The sequence below is a fragment of the Prevotella sp. E13-17 genome, assembly GCF_022024035.1.
Classification (GTDB): Bacteria; Bacteroidota; Bacteroidia; order Bacteroidales; family Bacteroidaceae; genus Prevotella.
Genome location: NZ_CP091787.1, coordinates 1,591,266 through 1,614,889 on the forward strand (window position 1 = coordinate 1,591,266; position 23,624 = coordinate 1,614,889).

The window sequence follows — 23,624 nt, forward strand, 5'->3', positions numbered from 1 at the left end:
GTCTATCTTAACTTGTTGGTCCTGCGTTCCTGCACTTCGAAGGTCGTTCCTGTGAATGTGGCTGCTGGTGTCAGATTAGCAAAACTATATGTTAGGCGATAGTATTTCCATGGCCTCCCTCTCAAATGCCTTAATACAAACCAATGTTCAAGGTCGTTAGATGCTTCTAACTGTATCGTTAGTTCTCCACCATCTAGGTCGTAAATACTCTTCATCCGCATGATGGTCTTCAACGCTTGGCCGTTATCGAACTTGATGGGTCGTGTTTGAAGGCCCACGACATAATTATTATCCGGATCTTCATTGATGTTGTCTCTGGTCAACAACGAATAAACCTTCCCGTCGCCGATGCTAGACTGAATAAGCGTGTCAGGATAATTGTTGATTACATGTGAAGGTGCAATCTGCCAATAATATAGGTCTAAGTATATGGCAAAAGCTCCGCTCTTCATACTATAGACCCAGTGATATTTTACACCAGGAGAATATTCGTGGTTAGGATTGATAATCCACAGCAGACTGTCTCTATAGTCATATGCGATGAAGGCATTACGCAGATATTGCTGAAAAGAACCAAGCTCCCCATTCTTACCGTTGAGTTGTTCAGACACACATACCACATCACGGCCTGTGATTCTCATCAGTCCTTTCTCGGACGAGAAAAAGACAGCATCATCCGTCTGCGTGATACTCAGCGGATTGTTGCAGATCTCTCGGCCGATGGGCTGGTCAACAGCAGCGAGATACCCTTCATTGTTGATAGCTACAGGCCAAATAGCGTCATCCTCAAATACAATGACTGGATGCTGACCGTATTGTCCCTGACTAAGAGCGTGGGTATTGACGGTGATTCCTAGTATTCTGCCTGTTCCTACCTTTATATATCCCTTAGCAAAGAATACGAATGGATTATTCACTTCTGACTGGAGTATGTAGTTTTCAAGCCACTCGGTATTGTTATTAACTGGTGGAGTAAGAGGGATGTATCCTGTGGCGTACACAAATTCTTCATATATTTCGTCTTCAACATCAACCTGCAAGTCAACTTCATCTTCGTTTGTTAGCGTGATTTCCTTGAATGTTACAGGCATTCCATGGAAATAGTATGCACCATTTAACCCTTTGTGCTCTACCAAGTCAGTGTCAAGTATTAAATCTGCCTCAACTCTATCGCCTTGTGTTACACCTTCGTGTATCCGATATATGCACACATGCTTTGCTCTTGGGTCCGGATAGTAAAAGTATAGTCCTTGTCTGTTACCTGATTTCTTATCTATCGAAACCGTCTCTACCCCGTGCTCTGTTTCAATAGTGACTTCGTAACGATATTTGTTGGTAACAGGTGTGACCACAATTTCTCGATGGTCATGATCCTCAAGATATGATACATTACTGCTACTGAATGAACAGAAGTCTGAATATCCTCCAAAAATACTTCTTCTTACGGATGTCATCAGTAATCGTGAGTTGTATGATGTGAGATTACTAGGTATCAACTGTGAATGCGAGAAATAATCTATGTTATTAAGACGATCACTAGTTGTAAGGTTTTCTAAGGTGGTTCGTCCAATATGGTCTTCTACTTTGAAGTTATTTACAGGAGAAAGGCCAAGTGAGCATAGTTTATAGAATACAGAAGTGTTCTTGATTTCCTCTTCGACTTCCGTAATCTTTCTTCTTTCAAGCGGCATAGAACTTCTGATATGTCCTATTCGATGAAAGTACGTTTCCGATGGGCTTGTGGAAGAGCCATTAGCAGATATTCCCCACATTGAACACACTGTATCACGTGGTGTCTCCCTTATAAATGAGGTTTCATACAATTCAACTCCTTTTGAGACAAATAATACTACGTCTTTTACAATACCCTCGTAAATGGTATAATCGATTGATTGATTAATGCGCAGTTCCTTTCCTTCCAGAATAAACGTGGCTTCTGAGGCTTCAATTTGTGTTATAGTGTTATCCTGAAATGATGGAAACAAAAGATATGGTTGTGAAATCATTGTATAGCTTCCATCTTGTAGCTCTAAAGCAATGACAGCAAAAAATGGTTCGTAAAAGAGTCCCCTTCGGTCAGCTACTCTCTTTACGGCAGCATAACCACCAAGCACAAAGTCTGCATTATTTAATGGGTTCTCAGGAACATCCCTAGTCGTATAAACCACGGTAGCACCAGCTCTCGTTGAAGGAAGATACTCTTCTAACCGTGACCACCATTCCCATTGTCCTCTACTGTCGTCCGGCAAACTACCTTCCATCCATATATCAAACGATGGTGCTGTTAATGGCGGTATATTCGTATATTTATCTTGTGACCACTTAAAATATTTGATACCCGTATTATCAGTGATAATCACAATCTTACCAATAGATGTAACATTAATATCGCCAGTTGGCTCAAACAGCTTATTGTTTGTTGTGTCAATATTGAAAGAGTGGGTCTGCTCGTTACATGTTCCCCAATAGACCCCATCAGAACAACTTACTATATAGCGTGTATCAGTATTCCACTTGTGCACATAAAGCAGCTTAAATGACCTGCTATCAATATGCATACTTTCAATCGCCTCCTTTGGCCTCTGAACAACATGGTAAGCATCATCATGGAAGACCATTCCTGATGCTACAGATAAAGCATTATCGGGACACGCTGCATCATTGGGGACATTGGTGATTCCTAATTCGTAGTTAAGACGGTGTTGCTTATTCATACGCATAGATCGTTTTATGCAAAATTACCGCTTAAAGTAACGCTGATTTGTTAATAATCTATAAAAATGAAGGATAAGACGTTATAGAAGCTGGCAACCATCCTCACGGACAGCTGCCAGCCACATCTAAAACAATAAAACTAACTATATAAGAACTAATTACTTCTCATCATAAGCTCCAGGGCCTCCTTGCGCCATCTACGTATATTCTCCATAGCCTCCTGACGTGTTTCCTCGTCAGCATCGATAAGCTGCTTTTTGCCTACCTCCATGACAGGCTTGGTCTTACTAGCTCTGCCTGAAGGTGTGGCGTAGCGTCCATCACGTATCCAGTCCATAAGCTGGTCAATGCGTTTTTTGGTGTCTTCATCAGTTATGGAGTCCTTGCCATTAAACAGCAGTTCATCCTCCTTGATATCATCGTACTGCATCAGACGCTGATACTCCTGCTGGTATGGATACTTCGTTGCCTTTTTGCCATCGACACTGCTTGTTGACAGACCTAGGCGAGAATGAATCACCTTGGCATACATCCTACGCTCATCCAGACTGCTGCTGCGTGCCACGTTATGCATCAGTTCCTTGTCAGTAAGACGCTCCATACGCTCGATGACAGCATCATCAAACTGCTCCTGGATCTTCTCTATCTTAGCATTGCGGGTCTCTTCGTCTCTCAGCCATCCCATGACAGGTGCGTCCTTCCAGTGCTTGTAGTGAGCATAACGCTTAGCCATCTCTTCGTAAGGCAGCTTCTGGGCATCCTCGGCATTCATACCAAGCTCATCAATGTACTTGTTGCGCCAGCTGCTTGTAGGAGCATTCATTAGGCGCATAATGAACAGTGCAATTTCCTTTGGTCTCTGCATGTTCTCTGTGTCGAGCTTGCTGGTGCCATCCCATGCAGGTGCTCCATAGTCCATGCAGGCATTCCACATGTCAGTAAAGGTCTGTGGGTTGACACCAACACCACTTTGCACGCAGATATTAAAGAGATCCTGAGCTGCAGCGAACTTGTCATAGCCCATCTTACTAATCATTCCCTGGATGTCAGCCATAAAGGGCAGAGGGTTAATCTCATAATCGCCAGCTTGTTTTATGGCTGCATCTACTGCAGCACCCCATCCGTCAGCTTTCAGTGTCTTACGGGTTTCTTCGCTTGCAATCGATCGAGAGATAATTTCGGATATAATATTTCCTGCAGCAAAGCCTTCTATTGGCCCGGCTACGAAACCTCTGATGGCAGCATCCGTCAGCATCTCCTTCTTTGTCTCATCATCATCACCAATCAGCAGGTATGGCAGAGAGGCACCGAGGTTCCAAGCGATGGTGACACCAAACATCATATTCAGCATCTTAGCAACTTCATGGCGGCCAGCTTTTGCGTACTCCAGTTCTGCCGCTCTGCGTGCCTGGTTATCATCAAGGCCAAGCTCATCCTTGTACTTAGCTGTCATATATAAAATAGCATCCTGCTTGTATCCCTTCTGCATCCGGTGCTTCAGGTTGCGTGATGCATCCACCCACTGTCGGGTGTATGCCATTGATGAGTTACGGAAGATGCTGAGCATGTTAGCCATGGTAGTGCGGTCTTTCTGTATAGCAGAGACAAAGGCACCATCACTTGACTGCTGTGTCAGGTTGTAGCCTATCTCGGCATCCTGAAGGGCACGCTTGCGAGCCATCTCCTCTGTTGCACCATACTCCAGATATTTCTTGTACCTGCTCTCAAAGATTGCTCTTGCACCTACTGCACATGTAACACCATCGACTAGGGCATTGGGAGACATACCCATACGAGAGGCCAGCTGTACGATATCGTTTTTCCACATCTTCCAGTCTGTCGGGTCTTCCATCAAGCGGGTATCACCAGCTTGTCTGCTCTTCCATCGCTTACGGAAGACAGGCATGTTCTCCATTGCCCACTTCCAGGATCCATAAGGATTGACGGAATACTTGGCAAAGTCAGCAAGGTCCACATCATGCAGGAATGCAGGAGCCGATAGTATCTGCTTGAAGGCTGTGAAACCACGGAACGCAATCTTTGCTTGTGTCACACCTTTAGCGATATTATTGATGGCTGCGTCTGCACTACCACGCTTAACCTTCGGCTTATATACACCAGCAGCCATTCGTGCGGTATCCTTGAAGGTGTTCCATAAGGCATCACCACTACCATAGATAGTCTTCATGTTCTTCACCTTGTTACGGAAGGTGGTATAGCTCAGTAGTGTGTTCACGTCCTTGTTGAACTCTGCCGTTGCTGCCCAGCGCTCCATATCCTCTGCATGTTCAATAGCAAGACTTAGTGCATCGGTATGCAGGATATCAAGCGGCAAGGTGTTCTTCCTACGTTTGATGATATTACCTGTAATGGTAGATGGTAGTGTGTCACTATCTGGCACGTTTACATCCTGCTCCTGCACTCTTGCATCACCAAGAACCTTGATGGGGAAATAGTGGTCTATAGCTGCCATTGGAGCACCAAACATGCGCTCATGCACCTTATTGTAGGCTTTACGCTTCTCTGGTAGGTATTCCTCCTGCAGCCAGTCACCAAGTTCTACAAGACGAGGATCAAGGAAGTCTTTAATTCCTTCTACAACATCTTCAGTGATACCCATCTTCTTCAGCTTCATCTGTCCGTCAGACATCTTGTTGGCCATATAGATATACAACAGGTTACCCTGGGTCAGTTTGAATGTCTTACGCTCATAGCCATCAATCATATCCACATCCATCATTGGTAGTCTGCGGACAATGTTGTAAAGATCACTCCACCGCTGCACTTTATCACCGAAGACCTCACGGGCTTTAGCATCCAGCTCTTCCTTGGCACGCTCCTCGCCAATATATGCTTTGTCGGTAGCGTCCATGTAAGTACGCATGAAGTAGTCGTACAAACGTCCTTCACCCGTTGCATAGTTTGCGCCAAACTGTTTCAGCATCTGCTCAAAGGTGGCTAAGGGCTGCAGGAAGAAATTAGCGGTCTTTCCTCTGTTGTCCATACGCATAGCTCCTCCCTCCTTACCGGACAAGTCGCTATCGGCCAACGAATGAATCATCTCTACACGCTTCTTCTCTCTATCACGGAACTCTTTGGCTCCCTTCAGGCTTTCATCAATGTTACCCTGCAGACGGCCGATGATATCACCGTACATACCGATACGCTCGATTTTATTTTCCATCATTGCCTTTTCGAGAGAGTCGAGGTATTCCTGCTGCTCCTTATAGGTTCGGCCACTGGCACGGTAGTTCTTTAGGGCTTCTTTGTATTCTCTATCCAGTTCGGCCCAGTCCTTACGACTTGCATCTATGTTGTCAGCATACTGCAGGGCTATAGACAAGCCTTCGTATTCCTGCTCATACATCTCTGCTTCTTCACCGCCAGCAGTCATCTTCTCGGATACATTATAGAGACGTTCACGAATCTCATCTGCAGTGAGACGTTCTTGACGAGCCTCACGGAATGACTGTATCATACGCTGGCCCTTTAACTCCAGCTTACCCTGGTGCTCTACACCTTGGGCCGTCAGCCTCAGCTCCTTGATAGACGAGAGTTTTGTTACTTGTGCGTCAAGATTACGAAGCTGGTTGTTCACAAGGATATTCATGATGTTGTCAACACTCTGTTTGACGGTCTTTGCACCAGTAGCATTCTTTACTGATGAGAGCATGCGTTCCATTTCGCTACGTCCCAAGTTATCACCAAAGCCCATCTTCATGAAGTCCTGTGTGAAGTCTGTTACGGCCTTCACAGTAGCTTTGTCGTATTGTTTCTGGTCGCTCATAGCATGACGGATGCGCTTCATTTCGGCAGCAATACGTGCTCTCTTGAAGCTCTCGCTGTCAGGATACTGCCTCTCACGCTCCAGAGCCTCTTCTACGTCAGCATTGTCCTCTGCTTTACGCTCGTAAGCCTCTGCTTTTGGTGCAGTATCCCACAGACTGCGACTTTTTCTCCATTCGGTAAGACGTTTAGCAAAGTCAAGAGCGTTCTCGCCAGGTCTGAACTGAGGCTTCTCCATTGGCCCAGTTGCATTCTCTGGAATGTTGTTTGCTTTCTTCCACTCAGCCATCGCCTCATCATAGGTCTCTGCAACTTTTTGGAAAGTTGGTACGTTGGTGTCAGGGAAATCATGTTCAACGGGTAAATAATCATATTGACCACCCAAATCTCTAGTGTGTAATTTACAATCTGCATCGATCACACGGATGTTACCATTAGCATCCTTTACTACGTTACTTTTCTGAAGGTCAGCGACAATTATCTCACCATTGCTAAAAGCGGTCTTCTTATCGTTTATAGGATTGAATCCTATGTTTTTCATGAACTCGACCCGCTCATCAACGCTTAGAGGTTGACTGTTTGCAAAATCAACTGCAGGTTGTTTGAGTATGCGCACAAATCCTTTTCCGAAATCTCCATAACCTAAGATGTCGTATGCAGAATTTGGAAAAAGATAATTGAATAATGGAATATTGTCAATATCCGGACGGAAACGTTTGCCTTCTGGCTTCCCATGCGAGAGTTTGATAACGTAATTAGAGTCTTTTGAAGCGTACACATCACTGTCTGTACCAGAACCGATAGGCTTGGTATCGGAAACGAAATCATTGATATCTGTATGCCAGTTTCCGGTTGCTTTTGCCCACTGCTCTAATAACTCTTTCTTGCGTTCCTCGATTGCTCTTCTTCCTGACGGACGAGTTCGTTCATTCGCAGGGATTGCGCTCTCAGATATTCGGGAGTAAAGTGCATCGATTTTACCCTTTCGTTCTCTGCCATACAGCGATCGTTCCACTCTCTGTGGAAGTCGTTCAGAAAGTCTTCGTCCGTATGGGTTGAATGGTGTAACATCGTCTATATAATTATTAATCTGCTGCAAAGTTACATCATTAATGTCACCCGACAAAACGTTTTCGTATATTTTTTTTGCCAGATGTTTCCTATCCGTTTCTCGTTCCTGACGTTCACGATGGATATCCTTCAAATCTCTGCCAGTCACAAATGATAGTGCTTGCTCTATAGTGCTGTTTATCTTTACTCGTTTAGCCCTACGTTCCGAATCTTTCTTCTGGAACATTGGTGCATTATCAGGCTCGAATACTCCTGAAAAATAAGCACTGCGGTCAATATTGATAGCATCAATCATATTGACGTTCCTTCTCCTGAGAAGACGGCTCAATTTATTTATTGCTTCATCCGTCTTACGGCCCTCTGATCCGTAGCTACCATAGACAACACATCTGATACCGCCCATCTGGTTGACATATGAAGCTATCAGTTGTGCGTTCTCAGGCTTGCAAGCATCTTCCATCTTCGTCCATGGTAAGAAGATGTTACCTGTGATATGGCCAGCTGTGTCCGTTACAATGAGACTCAGTTTATCATGTTCGCCTAATCGGTGGCTGCTTACAAAGGCTGCAATATCATTGGACGTGGCTCCCTTGAAAGCAGTTTCGGGGTTCCAATCCTTGTCAAATACCTGCTGTGAGAAGTTGAACACCTTAACAGGTATCTCGGCATGAGTCAGCTTTTTCTCCTCCGACTCCCACTGCGTACCTCCCGACATATACTCGGCATATTTACCACTCTTGGTGTTGATGATGATAGCTGGTCGTGCTTTGTCACGGAATATCTCTACCACCTTCTCTTGCAAATCGATATCTTGCTTGCTTGGTATCAGATTTCCTGATGGATGGTTATGCAGGAACACCACTGAGTCGGGCTTGATCTTTTCGACAGCGACAAACGTCTGCTCTATAGGCGCAGCAACACCGTTGTATGCACCGATGCCCAGGTGAATGACAGTGGGCTGTCCGTCCTTGATAAGTACCATGAAGGCATTCTCTACAGCAGAGTTTTCCAGCTCACGGAAGATGTATGCCACGTCTGCGGCACTCTCGATACGCTCATCGCCTGTGAACGAGAAGCTGTTATTCTCGGTGTAATGTCTCTCTACAAGACAGCTCTCATTCTCGCTAAGTTCACGCATCTTCAGCTTTGTGAGGTCATAACCATGAGAGCGGACATCTTCCTTCTGCTGCTGATAGTCGGCAGCACGCTGCTTGTCTTCCTCCAGCTGCTCATCTTCATTACGCATCTCCTCGTCAATCTTCTCTGACTCCAGTCGTTCTACGTAGTCTTCTAAGGCATCAATCTGTGCCATCAGTCGGCTGCGTTCTGCGCTCTTATAACCACCTTCGTTCCATTTCTTGGATACCTCGGCATACATGCCGTATGCATCTTCCAGGGAGGTACTTTCCTTTTCAAGCATTTCCGTGTAGCTATCAACAAACTTGTTGTACTCTTCACGGTGACGGCTGTCGTATTCGTCAATAAAGAAATCCTTGTCACGGCTTGTGTTGGTCTCCATGCCTCCAAGCAGCTCGTCATCAGAAAGGGTCTTCAAATCAACGGGCTTCTGCTTGATGGTAACCACTTTTGCTGCTTGTGCGTCTTCCAAGAAGTTAAGCGTGCCTTCCTTTTGGTTCATGTCAGGGAACAACTCTCCCTGAACTGCACTTCTTACCTTCGGGTGACGTGGTTGTATGCTGATCTCGGCCTTCGACAAGCTATCCTTGTCAATGATGCCCACACGAAGACCATTCCTTACAAGCATAGGCATAACCCTGTCAAAGTCATTGGATGAAATCTCCAACGACTCCATGCCACGCTGATTTGAAGATGACCCAATACGAGTAATCTTCGCTACCGTATCAGCGTCATTGCCAAAGAAAATAAAATTGTCCGTTGTTGTGTCATGGTAACAGCCTATTGTGTTGTTACCACCCTGCGCCTTGATAACTGAAAGACGTTGTCCTACAGGGTCATTCTGGTTCAAACCAAACTCGTTTGAACGGGATAGGGGAATGACTGCCGCTTCGGAAGCAGATTCTATGCCTGCTTCGCCTTGCGCTTCTGCCTTAGCTGCCTCCCTATCTCCAGTGATCTCTGAGCGTCCTCGTGAAGTGACTTGATTTCCTCGTCCGTCAGCCAATACGAGGATTTCTTTTGCTTCGCTTCTTGTGAGGCCTTCGGGGCTGTCTGCGATGCCAAGTTCTCTGAGTTGTTCATTTGTTACTCCTTTATTGTTTAGTTGTTCTATCTGCTCATCGGTAGGTTTTAGCTTAGTGCCTCCTGCGGATGCTGTCAGCGTGCTTACGGCCACCACCTTACCTCCTTCACTCTCGATATAGTCCTTCAGGTCCCTCAGGGTGCCACCCATCGTGACATGATCATCAACGATGATGTATTCGGCACCTGGCTCAACGTTTCCATCAAAGCGTGCTCTGCGCAAGAACCTTCCGACACGGTCGCTACCCGTATGTGCGGGCTTGTTGATTTGTACGATGTCTGACAACTGAAGGCCAGCATCTTCAAACTCCAATGCGTATTGCCCTGGTATCTGATTGTACCCTGTAGCTTCTTCTGCATGCACGAATGCCACCTTGGCATTGGGATATTTCTCGACAAGAGCTTTAACCTTTGCGGGCTTCACAATGGCAGCGACAAGTTCGTCTGCTGCTTCAATGCTACCTGCTTTTGCCTTAGCGTGAAGGTCGGCATACTTCTTTTTGATGGTACTGAGCGTGGTATGGATAACCACATCTTCCATGCCGTCTCGCCATGTTGCCGTTTTAGGCATCGTGGCCTTTTGTTTGTCAACCGCTTCACGGTCTGCATCCGACTGCAAAGATATAAAATTATCCCCTAACTTGTAGCTATTTCCTAAATTATTTTCATGTGCCTTTTGGAACATCGGTTGTCCTTGCATCACACTCTCCTTCATTTCAGGAGTAACATCAACACTCCACATCTTTCGTGCGGACTCCTCCAGCTCAGGCAGATTTACTTCTTCCACCTTCACACCCCATTTTTTGCCATACTTGTTCATGAAGCTGGGCAGGATCTCATCGTAGAAGCCCTTCATACCTTTACCACCGATATGCAGACCGTCACCACTAAGTTTGTAATAAGAAAAACGTGGAAGTTTTACCTCCTCTCCATCATCGGACATAATCTTGGAGGCAAGTTCTTTTCCTACTAAGTCAGAAAGGGGCTTTCCAACAAGTTCAGACTCATGGAGATTGTATCTGGTCAGATTCCTAACAATCCGTCCATCTCCATCAACAACAAATCGGTAGGCTTGTCCGGCTGAGGTATTCTTCGCATCAATGTCTATTTTTTTGCCATCTTTTGTGTTTTCCCATATAATTTGTTCAACTACCTGCCCTATTTTGTATCTCTCGGCCTGCTGCTTGCCCGTAGTCCATGCCACCTTATCGTAGTCGTTCTCGGCTGCGTATCTCAGCATACGCTTCATGGCCAACTCATGCCAGTTCTTCTCGAAGGGAGCATCAGGAACAGCTTTGCCAATCATCCAATCGTTTGTTTTGTTAGTATACCCTTTCTCACGACCATCCTGGTGACGCTTAGACTGTATCTCGTCAATGACAAGTACCTTTTGCGGAATGTCTTCACCAGATGTTACCTCTTTGTCGGCCACATCGTTTTTATATGCCTCAACAGCATCTTCAAGAGTTTTGTGGGCACTTATTAATTTCTCATTGATAAAGAGTGTAAAGCCATTTTCGATGCCTCGCTGTTTAGCCAGCTCGCTCTTGTCAACAATATATGTCCTGTTAGGCTTGCCCTCATATGGAGTATAAAGGATATCACGATATCCGTCCTCTTTGCCCCATTTGCGCCAATCTTGTGCGTCAGGGATACTCTTTCGCACAGCGTCCTTTGCGTCCTCGATTTCCTGGCCACTCTTCTCTCTGTGATTGTACGCTGTGGCATCACCGAAGCGTACCCAGGCAATAGCACGACCACCTCCGGCATCACCAAAATGTATCTCGTCAAATTGATTATACGGCTCAATGTTTGGAACCGTCAAGGCAATCTCACGTTTGTTGTCCAAACCTTCGGTAGTGTAACTTAGACGTCTTGAATTAATAGAATTTTCATCGCCATAAACGCCCATACCAAGGAAATCCTTAGCTTGATCAGACAACTCGCCATTCCAATTCAATAAAGGTGTTAATCGGGTGTCCGTACCAGTGCCTTCTCCAAGTTCAAAAGCATCTCTGAAATCATCACCATAACGATCTACCATCTGATTATAGGCCCAATCTACCCAATCAGAAGTATAGATGCTGTTTGTTTCTTCTTCACCTTCCAAGATTAGTTCTTCAAACTCCTGATTAAACTGATCGAGCTTCTTTTGTGCATCTTCTGGCATGCCTTCAGTATAGTGGGTTTCCTCAATCTGTATCTGATTACTCTTAATAAAGTTCATCACCTCCTCTTTGGTCAGTTTGTCATTCTTATGCTCATTGAGGAAGTCGGAGAGGCCTAACCACTTGTCTTCACCAGCTTTCAGACCACCATTCTTCTTAATCATGGCCAGCCATTGGTCAGCGGTGCCCTTCTCTTGCTTGATGTCCTCAACGGCCTTCATGGCATTGGAGATAAAGATGGGTGCCTTTTGGAGGGCAACTCTCTTGGCTTTTGCTTGCGGGTCAACACCGTTAAGCATGTCAGCCATGATGCGGTCTGCAATCTGATTGGCATTGGTATAATGCCAGCCCATGATATGTGCCACACCTTCCCAGAAGCGGTTAATGATGTTCTTCAGTCGCTGCATAGCGGTGACGGCCTCAGCCTTACCGAATACACCTCCATTCTCTGCTGCCACCTCGTTAGCAATCTCACGCAGACGCTCAGCACCACGCTTACCTGAGAACTGGGTGATGACCTCTTCCATGAAATCATCCTCCTTACCTTCCGTGGTCAGCTCTGGATACTCTGCACGTACCTTATCGATGATGGGCTGCACCAACTTGTCGTTAAGCACGATATCCTTGATGTATTCCCATTCCTTCGGGCTGTTCTTACGTACTGCCTGAATCCAAAGGTGACCATACTCATGAACAGGTGTCTCAGCAGTAGCAATACGTGGGTCAACATAGATTTTACCATTCCAGGTGAAACCGTATGCCTGACCGTCAGAGGTCTTAAAGAACTTCATCTTATTGGTTATCTTAGCATCGGCCTCATTGAAGATGACATAGTTAGTTGCACCATCACCACCTCCATAAATAGTTCCAGCGGGGAACTTGATACCCGTGATACCTACCTTGTTCAGGAACTCGCTAGCTGCCTTTTCAGATCCCAGGGCTTCCTGAAGCTCTGCATACAGGTCTGCACCAGACTGGTTCTCTGTGAGGATTATCTGCTTCCCATCCTTGGTGAACTTAACTCGGCTGTCTATCTCCTGACGTTTCCACCCGTCAGCAGCAAGCGCATTGTCAACCATTTCCAGAGTATCCTTCTGAGCACCCATCTTACCCTTGTAGTCGATATAGTATGCCTCCTTATCATCAGGAATATCAACAGTATATAGGGTAGGTTCAGACTTCGTAATAGAATAGTCCTCCTTCTCGGAGGTCTTGATAATATCAATAACTCTGTTCCACAGTTCTATGCGCTCAGAATTGTTGGCCTGGCTCTTTTGGAATCTCTCTGCAAGGCTGATAGCTTCTTCACGGTTATTGCTGCTCTCCCACACTTCAGCGGCCATCCTATGTACCTTATCGTCCTTAGCTATCTCGTTACCGTTGTGATAGTGCTTAATGCCGGAACGGACATTCAGATACCCCTCGGCAACCTTCTGCCTTGTTGATACATAAGTACCCCATCCGAACGATTGGCTTGCAGCTCCTTCTCCCATGTGTGAGTGGTCAAAGACATCAAAGTCAGCACCTGAGCCGTGATAAACCTTTTGCATTTTTATCTGCTCACCATTGAACCTATCCAGGATGCGCTGTCCTTCCTTCCAATCATCAGACACCTCAATACCCTTGCTCTTCAGATAGTCCACCACATGGTCACGTAGTGCTTGCTCCTGCTGCTCAGGTGAGTTAGGCATCCAGTCCTTCGGTCTGCGCACCATGCTCTCACGGGTATAGAAGTCAGTGTTGCGGCCTTTATTATCCTTGAGGCCAAAACGCTTGTAGAACTTCTTCAGTCTGCTTATTGACGAAGCACCAAAACTGGTGTCAGGAGTGAGTGCCAGTGTCCATCCCTTTTCGTCTGCAAGCCTTGTCAGGTCTTCCATGAAGCGGGTACCGTTGCCTTGACCTCTCTCATCGACAATGAAGTCAGTAAGTGTCACATGATCGCCCGTGCGTGACAGTGTGACATGTGTAAGGCCGTACTTCTCCATCAGGGTAGGGTCATCGATGCTGATTTCTCTTTCATCAAGTGCCTTAATGGCACCATCGAAATTCTTCACCTGGCTCTCTACCTTGTGCTGTACGATACTGTGGTCCGCAAACTCCTTCACCTTGCGGTCTGAGCTATCCAGCCACTTGTCAAAGGTCTCCTTATCAACTCCCGTAATCTTACCAAGACCCTTCCAGCCCTTCTCATAGTTAGCAAGATAAGCCTCACGGGCCTCAGCCTCAGAGCCAAAGCCATACATCACCTTGTGCTCATCGAACTTACCTGTCTCAGGATCAATCTGGTCAACGACATAGACGGTACCATTCCAGTTGTCAAGGTCAGCCTTATCGTTGATGAACATATCCAGATGGTCACCATCTTTACCTTTCTTGCCAAGGATATAACCATAGGTGTGTTTCATTTCACTCTCCCATGCCTTACCATTGGCATCGGTACCTCTGCGCTTGCCGCCAGCAGGGTTCTCGATGGTATAGTGGTAGCCACCGAAGGACAGATGTCCCTTCTTATAGTTACCTGCTTCCTTCTGTGCCTCGCTAGGCTCAGTGTTGGTTTCATTAACGGCCTTTTGGAGACGTGCAGAGAAGCGTCTGCTTTCCTCCACCTTCTGGTATGATACGCCTGCCTCTACCCAATTATCTTCCTCTCTGCGTGCTGCTTGCTCTGCCAGTTCAGCACGGTTACGTAGGATATAGTTAGCAATGTCTGATGGCTTTTGTGCACTTGTCAGTACCTCTAACAATGCGTTGCGCACATCTTGGTCGCTATACTGCTCCTTCATTGACTCGCTAAGGTCTTCATGTATGCGCTCTGCCATGCGTTGAATACTTATACCCTTGCCCTTGGGTGCTAACCACGGATTGAAGCCCTTGATATCGCCACCAAAGCTGCGGTTGCTAAAGCCTGTCTCATCCTGAAGGCCTACGACTCTAGAATCACCTTCGCCATAGGTGTAGTATGCAATGGTTCCTTCACCTGGCTTGGGCACGTCACCAAGGTAGTCGGCAACAAACTCTTCCAGGCTCTGCGGCTGCATTGACTCGTCACTAAATACGTCAATAGTGGTGTTATAGCCTTCATATATTTTTCGGAGGTCTTTGAGCTTTTTCGTGCGGGCACCAGATGCCAATATCTTCTCTACATCACTGATGCGGTCATCCTGCATTTGACGAATAAGGTCCTCAAAGTGTTCCTGGCGGTAGGTATTATACATATTCTCGAAAGCCTCTCCGTCAGCGTTGTCGTATGCCTGCCAAAGGTCATCGATTTCCTTTTCCGTCAGTACATTGATAACACGATCGGCACCTATTCGCTTTTTCATAGCCTCACGCAACTTTTCTTCGGTGGTCAACTCTTTCTTCCAGGAACCATTGATAATGCCTTCTCCAATCTTTACCGCAGGATATTTCACCTCCCTTGCTTCTCCAATGGGCTGTCCGTTTGCGTCATAGTCTTGGCGCATCACTGACACTTGACCATCATGCAGCACTGTGCTCTTAATGGTAATCTCGGTACGCTTACCCTGCTGGTCGGTATAGCTGAAGGTTCGCCCTGTGTTGCTATCTACGCTGCCGATATAGATCTTAGCCTTCTTTGGTGTGATACCTGTTGGCTGTTGAGGAGTTTTTTGCTCCTGAGACGCATTTTTAACACTATTTTCTTGGATGGTATCATCTTTTTCTCTATCTTTGCCCACAGGAAGACCGCTTTGGCCTGGTGCGCTGCCAATTTGCTCTCCGCCTTGTTGGGCATCACGGGTTGTAACAGGTTCAGTTGCGGAGTCTGTAGAAGGGGTAATAATCGCGCTCCCTTCCCAAAGCACAGGTCTTTTGTTTAGTCTTTCAACACTCTCATATCCCGATGTTTTGATGCCGTAATAATCTCCGTTATCTGAGCCAAGCAGTATGGTGATGGCACGCTTACCTGTCTTTTCTCTACCATTCTCTATGGAGAATATAAGAGCGCCATCATTTCCTAACCGGATATGGTCAAAGTTCTTTACAACATCAGTGATAAACAAGATAGCCTCTTTTTCGTTGGTTATCTTTGTCTCCTTACCATGTCGCATTTGAACATGTTTTAGCATGGAAGGTGTCAAACGTAATGGCGCCTTGGTGTAACCTATCTTATCAAGCACCTCCTGTGGAATATCTACGAGATCGATGTTTCCATTAGCATCTTGGTAGAACTGCTCTCCGTTCTTTGCTCTCTTCTCGCTAAGAGACCATCCATCTGGAAGCTGTCCATTGTTGATAGGTTTTTGTTCGTTATTGCTTATCAGTCCCTTCCAATACTGTGCTTTAGCCTCAGCAGCAGCTACAGCCTCTTCATGGGCATCCAGCTCTTCCATGTCGGTGATTGCAGATGTGTCCTGATTACGCAGCTCTTCAGCTTGCTTCTCGGACGCTTCTGCAATCTGCTTGATCATGCGCTGTGCCTTCTCTTCACCATGCTTAGCAGTCAGCTCAGCAAGTGTATCTTCAGGTTTAGCCTGCTCATACAACTTGTGTCCCTTCTCATCAACAGGGATGCGGGAAGTGGTGGCAGGCAGCTCGTTTGCTCCAGTCTCACTTTGTGGACTTGCCTTGCTGTCTGCCTCTTCCACCTTATTATCATCGGCAATAGGCTCTGTGATAGCCATTGGTTGCTCTTCTGCGGGTGTTTCTGTAGCGGGTGTTTCTGCTAATGCTTGTTCTAAAGAAGTCTCTATCTGCTCTCTGCTAGCAGCATCAAGCATGTCGCTCTTTGCCTGCCGATATTCTGCTAGGTCAAGTGGCATTACTTCCCCGATTGGGTTGCCTTCTGCATCAATCTCTACCTTAGCCCAAGTAATGGTGCCGTCCTCATTTTGTGTCCCTGTTACCACATACTGCTTACCATCTGCACCCGTGAATGTCTCTCCCATCTCCTGGGGTGTCTCAGGTGCTTCAGGATTGATGTCGATACTCTTGTCTGCTTCCTGTATTAACTCTCCACGGAGTCCCTTCATGCTATCGTTGGCATCAATGAGCTTCTGGGGGTCATGAATACCTGTTACCGTTACTCTTGATGGGTGCATCACCGATATCTCGCCCGTCTGCTTGTTACGCATGATGACCATACCCGTGTTGTCGGTTGGTACGATACGTCCGTCTGCGTCTAGCTGGAAGTGGCCAGCAGTGATATAATAGTCACCATCCTCTGCAGATGCCTCGATGAGATAGCCAGTGTCAGGGTGCGTGTTCTTCTTGATATAAGCGTTTGATGCAGCCACCTTGTTATCGATATCTGCTACAGCACCTTCGATGATACCATTAACCTTGGCCCTGCAGTTGTAGTAGTTTACAGCGGCAACAATCTGCGGACCTGTCACCTCTCTGCGTGATGCCAGCTTCACAATGGTCTCTTCTGGGTTGTCGGCTCCTGCAATCACCTCTTCAGAGAAGTCTTCACCAAAGGTATCCAAAGCCTCTTCTGCTACCTGCAGGTCTACCTTGGCATAGTGACGCTCTTCCGGTGTCATCTTACGACCTTCGAAGTATCTGCGCTGTGTGTCTAGCTGGTCAGTGGGGTAGGCATTACGTGTGATAGTATCAAAGACCTTATTATAAATGTCACGGTCTAGCTCGCTATTGGTGGGGTCGAGAGCCTTAGAAACATACATCGTGGCCTCTTTCAAGTCGATACCCAAGTCGTCTGCAAGCTGCACAATAGCCTCAGCACGTTGTCCGTCATTCATTTCGCTCCATGTGTTGACGGCATCATTCATTGTCATTTCGTCCTGATGTATGCTGCGCCACTCGTCAGCCTCACTGAAAGAGTCGAATGGTAATTCTTGGATGCAGTTGCCGTCCTTATCTCTTGTCTTTAGCAGGACGGTACCATCGGCATTGTGCTCAATGTCTGTTGTTACCTCCAGCCCTGGCTTATAATAGCCACCGAAGACCTTAGCAACCTTCTGCTTTAGGGAAGCGGGTATCTCGGCATCCTCCATAAAGGTGTCGTACTTGTCGGCTAGGTTCAGGCGCATAACCTCCCCTTGCTTTGAGAACTTCTTTTTACCATTGAACTCATCAAAGGCAATGTCAGGATGCATATTGGTAAGAGCATCAATGAGATTCTTACCATTCGTTGAATTGATGATATAAGATACCTCCTGGTCACTGAATGGCATGCCTTGGTAGTTCTTGCCAAGTAGCCCGTTGAAAGTATCCTTTAATCCTTTCTCACTGATGTTACCTAGTGTGTCGTAGATCTTCTTCAGCATGTGGCCTCCTGAGAGCTTGATGACACCTAGTTTCATCACTGCCTCAGCACTGCCTTCCAATGGGCTATCGAAGGTCTCTCGACCGTGCATCATCTTTGCTAGCTCCTCGGTGGTATACATTGTCTCTGCCTCAGCGAGATAGCCAGCAACACCTGCACCAATCTTATAGACACCCGTAAGTGGCTTAGCAAGAGCAGAAGAGACTGCACCTGTGACACCGAAGGCTGCACCGGAGAAAAGACCCTCGGCAAAGCTGCCGAAGACATTCATGATATTCTGATCATTATCACGCAGCTGCCGTGCCACCTCTGAGGTTAGGTTATATCCTCCAAGGGTCGTCGAGCTACTGATAATGTTCTGCATGAGATAGGTACGCATACGGTAGCCGACACTCTTGTCAAGTGCAATGTTTACAAGGTTACGTGCTGCACCTTCCGACATTCCCTTTGCGATGAATTTCTTCACCTGACTCTCGATGGCCTGCTTGGCTACGGCACCAGATACTCGTCCGTAAAGACCAAAGAAAGGTGCGTCAGCAGCAAAGGACACACCCATACGTGTAAGCTGGGCACCCGTGCCTGGAGTATAGTAGGGGTTCTTGCCTTCCTGCGTATCCATATCAGCCTGAACGGCAATACGGTTGGCCATGTCGCTTCTAGTGGCATAGTTAAAGAGCATGGCAGCAATGTTGTCTTCCGTAAGACCTTTCATTACATAGTCGATGGTGCTCTTTGGTAACTTGCGCTTGACAGCTTCTGTCATAAACCTGCGCTCCAGGGCTTCCTCCATCACTGGGGCTACGAACTTATTCAGATAGTCGTTGATGTCGTAACCTGCATCGTTGGCACGCTTCCATATCTCATCAAAGGTCTTAGAGTCCTGCAAAATGGTTGTTGCAGCACCTTGCATGTTAGCCTTCAGGCCTTCTAGAATCTTTTCAGGCTCCTCCTCGTTGATAAGATAAGCATCACCTGTGGTGTTAAACTGACCGTGGAACTTTGGCTGATTGGTCTGTAGAGCGTCTAACTTAGCCTTTTTGTAAGCCTCAGCAGCATCTAGAGCATTATTGATAGATGCAGAAAGACTATTGCCAATCAAATCAGTGACCTCAGCACGCTCTACATTCTCCAAGTGCTCCTGGCTGCTTCTTGGTGTCACATCCTTGACAAGTTGCGCCAAGGCTTTCTTGGATGATTCAGGCATGCTGCGTCCTTCTCCCAACTGCTGCTCAATAGCATCACGCAAGGCACCATAGTAAGCATCTGCGTCCTCCTTAACAAGACCTAAGTTCTTCTGATCATCAGCGATGGCCTCTCGCATGTTGCGGGTGTTGATGGCAGCAGAAAGACCATATTCGTTCCCTGCTTTCTTAATGATGTCTTCAGCACGTTTCTTGGCCACCATTGGGATATAGGTGTTACGCACCATAGCAGGTATCTGGTTGATCTCTTCAGGACTACCGAAGTTATACTTTGCAGCTTCCTCCTTGATAGACTGATAGGCACGGGGATTCTTGCCGTACCACTGATAGAAATACTTCTCGCCAAGGGTGTTGATGGCCTCCTGACGTGTCATGCCTGCATAAGGGTTGTCTGGTAGGTCATCGGTGATGGTCTGCTGACTCCATGGCACTTCTTGCTGCTGGGGGTGTTCTAATGACGGATCTTGCGCCATCGAGTCTATCTGCGCCTCTGTGAACTCCATCGATGGTGCCTGCTGAGGCTGCTGCACCGTCTTCTCATGCGCTTCAGGGTTGACAGATGCCGCTGCGATGTTCTGTGCCGTCTTAATCTGTTCAGGGTTTGGTAACTCCGGCTTGGGAGCTATCAGCTTCTCAAACTCGTCATAGGTGGCACCTACGTTATAACCATGCTGCTGGGCTGTCTTGTATGCCCACTCTCTACTTTCTTTGTTGGCATCCATGAGGCTGTCGAACTCATCATAGTCCTTACCAACATTATAGCCATTCTTAGTTAGCTCATTGTAAAGCCACTCTCTACTTTCGTTCTTCATATATTTAGTTATTTCTTGCTTCCTACACCAGGCATCGTTTTCTTACTTCCTACACCAGGCATCGTTTTTTCACCCTTCTTACCTTTATTACCTCCAGACTGATACTTGTCAGCCCTCGTCTTATTGGCTGCGGCATTGGTTGCTGCGGCATTGCCTCTTTGTTGTTCCGACTTAGCACGTGCCCTTAGCCATGCAACATAGTCAGGGTCTTCAGGGGCAATCTCCTTAATCTCACCAGTATTGCCGTCATGCATGATGACACCACCGTTTTTAAGTGTGATATATTTGCGTCCTTTCTGTTCAGCGGTGGTGTTGGCGGCATTCTCCTTACTGTCGTACCAACGAACCTTAGCTGCGGATTCAGCGGCCTGCAGAGCGTCCTGCTGGCCTTGACGCTGTAGGTTATATATAAGTTGTGCGTATGATTGTTTGTACTTATCCAACTCATCGGCACGCTGTCTGTCTGCCTGATAGTTGGCTTCTATCTGCTGATAGGGGTTATCTGTATACCGTTGAGGCTTCGCCCCCTTGTATGCGTAATAAAGGTTGCCAAGATGCCTCAACCCATCGAATAACCCCATCCAGCCCGCCATCTTTGCCTTTGAGGTGGCCATCTGCCTTTCACGTTCAACACGCTCTTCAGGTGACGGTCCTAACATCTCGGCAAAGGAGCCTATCACATTACTCTTATTCACCCGTGGCTGCTGAGGCATTGCGGGAGTTGGTACGGTTGCTCGCTGCTCTGCATTGACTAACGCTCCATTCATGTAGTTAGAGACCAATGCATTCTTTATTGCGTTTCTTAGACTCATAGCTACCTCCCTCCTTGATGCTCAAAAAATGACTTTATATCAAATATTCCTCCGTTGTTATGGAACCATGAGTTACTGCCCTGCGTTGTGCCTCCACTTGTACCTAACCAGGACTGTCCCAACTTTGTTCCACCAAAGGTGGATAAGGCTGCGCTACGAAGATCACTTGCCGCCCCTGCAGCAGTCTGAGAGATGGCATCTGCATTGGCACCCTCGGCCTCAATCTGCTGCTGCGAGAGACGTGCGATATCTGACCGATAAGAAGCGTCAATGTTGTCCTTACGTGCTGTGTCCTGTGCTGCTATGTTCGCTACCGTATCAGCAATCATGTTGTTACCCTGTTCCTTAGCCATCGCTACGGCTGCATCAGTGGCACCACCGACTGCTGCTGCTCCTTGCTCTCTCTTCCACATCTTGTCTCGCTCCTGGCGTGCAATACGCATCAGGTTCTGTCCCGCAGCAGTGTCGAGATAGTCTTCATTCTGCTTGCGAAGACGCTCTGCCTCCAGTTTGGCCTTCTCGTTGGCAATCATCCTGGCTTGTTCACGGGCTGCTTTCGCTGACTTTGCGCCACCAAAGATAGAAGACACAAGTGATGCTCCGGCCATCGCAAGTGGTACGGCCAGAGGTATCGGCATTTCTTTTTTAATTGAATGTCCCGTAGGTGATATGCCTAGGGGATAATGTAGTAATCTCAGGTTCATAATACGTATTTTGAATATTCGGTTTCAAAGATACGCATTAATCAAAGCTCGTTTTTCACGTAATTTCCTTTCGGAAAATTTATTCGATTATTTTATTGGTAGAAGATTAAAAAAGTGTTTAAATATAAATAGCGACAAATAGCTTTATCAATCGCTACTTATCGCTATTTCAAATAAGAGTTATTCTACAATCTTCATTTGTGCCTTACGATGCTTCAGGAAGTCGGCAGCTGCAATGATGGCACGTTCCTCGTTATCCAGCTTCAGATACTTACGCAGCATAGCCTCCGAAGAATGTCCTGTGACAGCCATGATGCTTGACAGTGGGACACCATCCTTATATGCATTGGTGGCGAAGGACCTACGAGCTGTGTGTGTCTTGATGCCTTCGTAGAACTTCTTACCACTATCGTACTCTAACAGGCCTCTGCGCTCTGTGATGTCTGCAGATTCCGTCCATCCAAGCAGCCAGCCAACAATCTTTATTCTCTCGTTAAGGTGTTGGTCATATACCTTTGGTAACTTGCCGTTGTACTTGTCCAGAATAGCTTCTACTCGCTTGTCTAGTGGTATATAGATATTCTTGCCTGTCTTTTCCTGCTGCAGGCTGATATACTTTGAACCGTCACGTAGCGTGACTATCATAGAACTGTCGATACGCTTATAATCACTGACACGCTGACCAGTGAGGCATCCTACCACAAACACATCCTTAGCCTCAGCAAGACACTTGCGCTGCTGCTCCTTGGCGATATGCCTCTTTAGCTCTGCTCTGTCTTTCTTGGCGGCAATATCAATGGCATGCTTGATGGCTGAGAGATCGGTAGGGTCGAAGTCATACATCTGTTGTATGCGCTCTTCTGTAAGGTAGATATTGTCAACATCTTCATGATCTACAGAAAACCTGCTGCTCTTCCATTCAGTGCTCGTTGTCAGCTTCATGTCATCAGCAGCGAAAAGAAAGATCTTCAGGTTCTTAATATGTCTGCCTATGGTGTTGGGGGAGTAGTTCTTATCTATAAAGAATCGCTTCCATGAGTCATAAAAGTCCATTGTGACATCATCGAAGTCAATCTTCCTATGCTTCTTGGTTTGAAACTCTATGAGCTGTGCCAAAGTACCCTTATAGCTCTTGATGGTGCCTGGAGTCACCTTCTTGGTGCTTTTCTTTTTCAGCCTCTCACCTGTCTCACACTGACGTATGAACTCTGTTATCCATGCCTCCAAAGTCATGCGCTGTGGTGTAGGCTCAGGCTCATTATTATAAATAACGGTTTGACACTCTTCAGGACGTAGAATATCATTGATTACCTTCTTAGCTATTTCTTTGGTTAATTTATTAGCTTGATACAGGGCATCTATTGTTTTAATGATACTCCACAAATTTTGTTTAAGACCTCCATCGACCTCAAAATAGGAGCCTCTTCTGTAAGCCTTAGCGTAGTATTTGAGACTCATATTGATAATGTCCCATTGTTCTTTAGATACTGCTATATCAAGGGATATTGTGTTCTTAATATCGGGAGTCGCTAAACGAAGCATTAATCTTAGATCTGCACTTTTTGCAAACGACCGTGCTATAATAGAAGCCACCATTTTATTTTCTTGTTAAAGTTAATACTGCGCTGCAAAGATAGTAAATTATTAAATCACCTCAAAATCACCTCAAAATTATTTTAACCACCTTAACTTTATTTAAATATAATAATTTTTATGTCTGCTTGTAAGTGGTTGATATACAGTACGTAAGGCATTCTTTGTAATTGTGGATTAGATAATAAGAATTGATGGTATTGAGGTCCGCCAGGCACCTCAGAGTAAAACTCCGAAACTCCGATAAACAAAGGGTTTCGGAGTTTTTGTTTAACTCAATTTTATAAAATC

At 46.3% G+C, this 23,624-nt stretch carries 5 protein-coding genes; all 5 read right to left on the minus strand.

What is annotated here, in order from left to right; genetic code table 11:
- Positions 1–2 precede the first annotated feature (2 nt).
- Complete coding sequence (locus L6472_RS06180) at positions 3–2,714, minus strand: hypothetical protein (RefSeq protein WP_237807823.1); 2,712 nt, start codon at positions 2,712–2,714, stop codon at positions 3–5.
- Between the two features lie 155 nt (positions 2,715–2,869).
- Positions 2,870–20,224: a JAB domain-containing protein gene (locus L6472_RS06185; RefSeq protein WP_237807824.1), complete on the minus strand. Its 17,355-nt coding sequence runs from the start codon at positions 20,222–20,224 to the stop codon at positions 2,870–2,872.
- Between the two features lie 8 nt (positions 20,225–20,232).
- On the minus strand, positions 20,233–21,036 hold the full coding sequence (locus tag L6472_RS06190) for a hypothetical protein (RefSeq protein ID WP_237807825.1): 804 nt from the start codon (positions 21,034–21,036) through the stop codon (positions 20,233–20,235).
- Positions 21,037–21,038: 2 nt separating this feature from the next.
- Positions 21,039–21,674 (minus strand): hypothetical protein, encoded by a 636-nt coding sequence (locus tag L6472_RS06195; protein WP_237807827.1) that lies wholly within the window; start codon positions 21,672–21,674, stop codon positions 21,039–21,041.
- Positions 21,675–21,920: 246 nt separating this feature from the next.
- Positions 21,921–23,198: a tyrosine-type recombinase/integrase gene (locus L6472_RS06200; protein ID WP_237807829.1), complete on the minus strand. Its 1,278-nt coding sequence runs from the start codon at positions 23,196–23,198 to the stop codon at positions 21,921–21,923.
- Positions 23,199–23,624: the final 426 nt, after the last annotated feature.

Coding starts and splice junctions, on each gene's coding strand:
- L6472_RS06200 (WP_237807829.1), bottom strand. CDS start 23,198: ATGAGTCTCAAATACTACGCTAAGGCTTACAGAAGAGGCTCCTATTTT.
- L6472_RS06185 (WP_237807824.1), bottom strand. CDS start 20,224: ATGAAGAACGAAAGTAGAGAGTGGCTTTACAATGAGCTAACTAAGAAT.
- L6472_RS06190 (WP_237807825.1), bottom strand. CDS start 21,036: ATGAGTCTAAGAAACGCAATAAAGAATGCATTGGTCTCTAACTACATG.
- L6472_RS06195 (WP_237807827.1), bottom strand. CDS start 21,674: ATGCCGATACCTCTGGCCGTACCACTTGCGATGGCCGGAGCATCACTT.
- L6472_RS06180 (WP_237807823.1), bottom strand. CDS start 2,714: ATGAATAAGCAACACCGTCTTAACTACGAATTAGGAATCACCAATGTC.